We start from the raw sequence: 5,199 nt of genomic DNA, 5'->3' as shown, positions 1-5,199 counted from the left end.
ATAGAGTCCGAGGCTGCGCGGGTATCTGGAAGTCAAAAGAGAACCGATCGACGGCCGTGTCCAGCTGGCCTGTGCCACCACCCGGTCAAAACGCATGCCCGCGGCGGCGATAGCGTCGATCTCAGGTGACGTCTCCCGGTCGAAACCGTAGCAACCCAGCTTGTCCTCAAGCCGGTGTGGAAGCTGGGGGGTCTGCTCGATGGGATCATGGCTATCAAGACCCAAGGTTCACTCATTACTGATTTGAGTCCAACTGAGGGCGATGCGAGTTGGTATGGTCTTCGTGGTTGGATTGAATGTTCCTACCGAGACCTAAGGCGTGATTGTTGGCAGTGGCAGAAGACTCGCTTAGCTAATCCCGAGCGAGCAGAACGTCAATGGCTGGCCATGGCTGTTGCTCTTCTATGGACTCTGAGTCAAGATCTAGAAGATGAGCAGGCATTATTGGACTCACAACAGCCTATTTCTCAGACACAGACACAAGAAGCACAAAAAAACTCTGTATCCTCAACTAATGTCAATCATCGTCCTGTTCGTCAACTTTCCAGTTTCGTTAATGGTTTGTTAACAATACTGGTGCATTTATAGCACTACGCATTAAAGTTAGGACATTGATACAAGCTGAAACGCTTTTGTAGTAAACTTTTGCCTCTTGCCTCTTGCCTCTTGCCCTTGCGCGTAGCGCTATACTCAATGATTTGCCCATTACTATCGGTTGTCTGAAACCTTCCTCCTTCAAGACTTTTCACTGTTCATTCTCTCCTAACTCTTCTTAATTGTAAAAAACCTACCCTTATGAGGCTACCGTCCCCCCCCTTGCGATCAGCTTTGCTGCGCTAAAAGCGATTGGCCTACGGCCACGCTACGCTATCCCATCAGTAACAAAAACCAACATCCCAATCCAAGGGCGGGTTAAATGAGATAAAGAAATTTTCAACCACTTTACCTGAACCTAATCAATAGTAGCTGTGTATATCCAGCACATTCTTTCCTGATTTTTTACAAATATGAGATAAACCATTAGCAGCTGTGTATACCCGCACAGCTGATCACACAGGTGCATCTTACTGATTAGTCAATTACTATGTTGGACTTCTTTTTCATCCGCGACACCAAGTGGCTGTTTGAAACTGCCATGGAAAACCCCGAATTGGCTCCGTCCGTGGTTGAACTGCTCTTCTTAGAAGAGATTAAGTACAACGTTCGTGACAGCTCAATCTTAAAACACGACTATAATCTGACAACTTTAAGACAAGCCTATGTTGACACTCTCCGGTCTAAAGACGGGGGGCAGGATAGTAGTTCTCAATAGTGCTCAACTAATAAGTTGCGCAATACTAGGTAATAATTTCAGCCCATAAGTAGCCCCAATCCGAAGCTGACTGCTGAGTGCTGATAACTGTTCGCCCAGCGTGCCCGTAGCGCATATGCTTACAAAAAAAATAGCCGTAGAAATACTATCCACGGCTATTTCAGTGCTACAAACGCTATGTCATGTCTATCAGTTTCCGAATCAATCCGGATGTGATCCTACCCGAACAAACCCGATTTGACCGGGGGGGAAACCCCCCAGAAATTTAACCTATTAACGCCAAGTCGAAGACTTGGTTACAAAACTAATTACTTGCCCTGGAATGCCCGTGGGCTGCAAAGGGCTCCACTCGGAAACCTCTGCATACCCCAGTGCATAAAGGCTGTAAATAGTATTAATTACGGCTTCAGGAGAGCCCTTAATGTACTTAATACGTTTTTTCTTTGGGTTAGAATCTTCATGATTGTTGTCGTGATTCGGAATAAAGTCTGTAGACATGATTAAAAACATCAATTTTGTTTACAGTAATTATTATAATGATTATACATTTAATGATCAAGGGTTTAAAATTTTTTTTTTGGGGAGGTAATTTGATAATAAATTTTAAAAAACCGAATGCTAAATTGATAGCTTATGGGCTACGCCAACAGCTATCAGCTATCAGTTATCAGTTCATGTAGGGTGGGCAGTGCTTAATACAAATCAGATCAGCTGAAAAAGCCCGTTAGCAGGCACTGCCCACCCTAGGATTAATCTCAACTACCGATTGCGGAAGCCCAATCATTTGGTGGCTTGCTGGTGGTCTCTTTTAGGAATCAAGCCGGTGTGAAAGCTGGGGGGGTTCTGCCATCATTACCGTTGACCCTGATCAGCCTAGGGAGGCAGCCTTTGAAGGTAATGGCTGGCTTGAAAGAGAACTAGCCGAGATCAGTACTAATTTGCCCAAGTGGGAAACAGCAGCGATCGCTTATGCTGATGTGATTAATAAACTCCATAGGGAGTAGGGGTAACTATCTCGAATGTACCTCATAACTATGATTAACACTATAGATAGTGTGCCAATCCCCTCATAACTTTTCAGGATTCCAAAGTCAAGCATTAGCGTCTAGTTTGACGTTGGCAGTGATTAGGGTTTTTACTCAAAAACTATGCTGAAAACGCACGAAACAGCCCTGAATGCTCAACAACGTCTTAACAAAACTTTAGGGTTTTACTTCCCATACTCTTAGGAGTATGTTAAGATTTTGACGGCTTGTTAAAATGACAAGGCAATTCTAGAATGGAGGTGCAATGAGGCGAATTATCTTATCTGAGCAGCTACAATACAAACCATTGGCACGAGCGCTAGCAAGTTGGCCGTAGATGAGGCAATAACAGACGCTTTGCGAACACAGCAATTGACTCCCTCAGCCATCTCAATTTACAGGGAATCCATATCTTCACCGAAAGCAATGTCTTAGCTATACAATTGCGATCGCTAACCGTTGGGTTTAATCAAAGCTTAACCAATGTTGCCCTTCACAATTATCCAGCTGACGTGCTATATCAAGATAGAACGACGAATTCAAGTTCCATGGGAAAGTGAACAAGTTTTGGGTAACCAATCCTAAGCAACTATAGACACTAGAAATAGAAGAACACTAGAAAGAGAAGAAACAGAAATGCAGAACGTGGATTTTGAGATACAAATACCAGAGATCGAAAGTGCTCGCAATTTACCAATCCATGAAGAATACTTTTGGTTAATCCAAAATGGAACGAAACGCAAGCTCCGGTTACACGACTATGTTGATGTGTACCAAATTCCTTATTTGTACGAGCATCTGATGGAAAAATTGGACAGCCAATCCCATACAGTGCTGACTTCTTTACTCGTGGAACAATTTACCCAAGCTGGCGGCACGGTTGAAGATATGGTGGTGCTAGATATGGGTGCAGGAAGTGGCTTGGTTGCCAAAACTCTAGCTGACTTGGGGGTCAAATCAATTGTGGGGATTGACATTATTCCCCAAGCAGCAGAAGCTGCTCAACGTCAGTATCCTGGGGTTTACGAGGATTACCATGTGGGGGATTTGGCTAATTTAACCGAAACCACTAAGGAGGCATTAAGTCGTCGAGGGTTTAACTGCCTGATTTGTTGCTCCGCTCTGAGTAATGGTCATGTTCCGGCGGATGCTTTGAGTGTAGTATATAATCAGATTGCCCCTGATGGATGGATTGCCTTCAACGTAGCTCAGTATTTCTGGAAAGATGATACTGAGACGGGATTTCAGCAGCAGCACCCTTGGGTAACAGATACAAACATTTTTGAGGTGGTTCAGATACAACCCTACCGACACCGATTTTATACCGATGGACGTCCCCTAGAGTATGTAGCCATCATCGGGCGTAAGCGGTCTAATATCCTATAAAGCTAGCTATCGAATAGCAAAAGTCTCGGTCGGTTGCGACCGAGCGGTAGACTTAAAGGGATTTGATAACACTAAAAATGGAGCAATAATGCTAGCACAAAAGAGTCGGATAGATTGTGACCAATTCAATGACTTCTTTGTAGAAGAAATTGCCTTAGAGGAGGTGTTGGTTGGCAAAGATACAATCGAGTTTATCTATAGCATTGAGGGCGAAAATATTCGCTGTTCCATCCGTTACAATTCCGTCGAGTTTACCGATCCAGCCTTAAAGTCGCCAGAAGAAACTAAACGTTTTGCAGTGGTTCTAGCAGTGATTTGCTCTGTGCGATTTGGTCCGTTACTTCCGAGACGATTAAATTTTACAACGTACAGTCGCTACATAGATCAGGAACTGCTGGAATTCCTCAAGGTTGTCATGGTTGGACACTGGAGTCAGCATCGCTATCAAGTGGGACAATTGAGTTACAAGTTTCCCGAGTTTGTAGTCACAGCTTCAGAACTAGGGAAAGACGCAAGTTATCCACTGTGGTCCGCTGCCAAGGTTGACGGTAAAGCAAAGATTATTTTAGGGTCTGGCTCGGGTAAAGACAGTCTGTTGTGCAGCCGGATTTTGGAAGCTGCCGGGATTAACTACGACATTGTAACGTACTTCCACGATATTTATGGGGAGGATGTGGGCCAAGAAACATTGTTCGAGCAGGTAACGAGCCATCTAAAATTTACAAATAAACACGGTGTTTACTTTTATGATCAGTATTACCCGTGGCTGGAAAATCGGTTAAGCAGAACGAATATCATTGCGAGGGCAAAGGATTATTTCGGGAACAATCGCTTTCGCTCGGAAGCGGGAGAAACGCTGCTGACCACAATGGCTATGATACCGGTTCAAATCGTACATGGTATTTCCCTTTTGGCATTGGGACACGAGAAGAGCGCTGATGCACCCAATCTGATTGAGCCGGAATCAGGGGAAGCGATCGCCCACCAATGGACTAAAAGTTTTACCTTTCATCAGACAATCTCCAAGCTCATAGCACGGATGTTTGAGGGAGTTAATATGGTAAGCCTGACCAAACCCATCCATGATATCAAAATCTTTGACCTGCTCTTTGGGCTTGACAACCAGCTACCTTATGGGACAAATTCGTGCAATGTACAAAAGCCTTGGTGTTGCAGATGTGAAAAATGTTGTTACGTCTTTGCCGGTTTTTGCGCCTATGGGGATGTGAGCAAAACCATTCAAGCTTTTGGCAACAATCTGTTGGAAATGGAAGAAAACGTACCTATTTGGGAAGATTTGCTCGGCCTGAACGGGTACATTGCCTGGGAGTGCGTAGGGCTTCCCGAGGAAACCCAGTGGTATTTTTACAAGCTCTATCTCAGGGGAGTCAAAGGTCGGGCAATGGATTTGTTTGAGCAAGAAGTTCTGAATCCGTTGAGACAAAAAGGAGAAGAGCATGTAAAACAATATATCAA

General features: G+C 44.3%; 7 protein-coding genes. 3 read left to right on the top strand and 4 right to left on the bottom strand.

The window, feature by feature from the left end; all coding sequences use genetic code 11:
• On the bottom strand, nucleotides 1-225 hold a 225-nt coding region (locus tag F6K57_RS36070; RefSeq protein ID WP_293072894.1), incomplete at its 3' end, for a sulfatase-like hydrolase/transferase.
• On the opposite strand from F6K57_RS36070, the gene F6K57_RS36065 reads away from it, so the two are divergent.
• Nucleotides 208-588 carry a hypothetical protein gene (locus F6K57_RS36065; protein WP_293072891.1) on the top strand — a complete coding sequence of 127 codons (381 nt, stop codon included), beginning with the start codon at nucleotides 208-210 and terminating at the stop codon, nucleotides 586-588. The two genes, F6K57_RS36070 and F6K57_RS36065, sit on opposite strands and share 18 nt — an antisense overlap.
• A 2-nt stretch (nucleotides 589-590) precedes the next feature.
• On the opposite strand, the gene F6K57_RS36060 is transcribed toward F6K57_RS36065, so the two are convergent.
• From F6K57_RS36060 to F6K57_RS36050, 3 genes are all read right to left on the bottom strand, one after another.
• Nucleotides 591-749 (bottom strand): hypothetical protein, encoded by a 159-nt coding sequence (locus tag F6K57_RS36060; RefSeq protein WP_293053757.1) that lies wholly within the window; start codon nucleotides 747-749, stop codon nucleotides 591-593.
• 836 nt (nucleotides 750-1,585) lie between these two features.
• Nucleotides 1,586-1,810, bottom strand: a complete 225-nt coding sequence (locus F6K57_RS36055; RefSeq protein ID WP_070396630.1) for a hypothetical protein — start codon at nucleotides 1,808-1,810, stop codon at nucleotides 1,586-1,588.
• Nucleotides 1,811-2,279: 469 nt separating this feature from the next.
• The gene (locus F6K57_RS36050) at nucleotides 2,280-2,411 is read right to left on the bottom strand and encodes a hypothetical protein (protein WP_293055717.1); all 132 of its coding nucleotides are present in this window, start codon (nucleotides 2,409-2,411) and stop codon (nucleotides 2,280-2,282) included.
• 562 nt (nucleotides 2,412-2,973) lie between these two features.
• Between F6K57_RS36050 and F6K57_RS36045 the strand changes: the two genes are divergently transcribed.
• Both F6K57_RS36045 and F6K57_RS36040 read left to right on the top strand, forming a co-directional pair.
• Nucleotides 2,974-3,723 (top strand): class I SAM-dependent methyltransferase, encoded by a 750-nt coding sequence (locus tag F6K57_RS36045; protein ID WP_075898883.1) that lies wholly within the window; start codon nucleotides 2,974-2,976, stop codon nucleotides 3,721-3,723.
• Between the two features lie 88 nt (nucleotides 3,724-3,811).
• Nucleotides 3,812-5,199: hypothetical protein (locus F6K57_RS36040; RefSeq protein WP_293072884.1), on the top strand; the 1,388-nt coding region annotated here is incomplete at its 3' end.

It is taken from the genome of Moorena sp. SIO4A5, from assembly GCF_010672005.1.
Classification (GTDB): domain Bacteria; phylum Cyanobacteriota; class Cyanobacteriia; order Cyanobacteriales; family Coleofasciculaceae; genus Moorena.
This window is presented reverse-complemented; position numbering and strand designations above follow the sequence as displayed.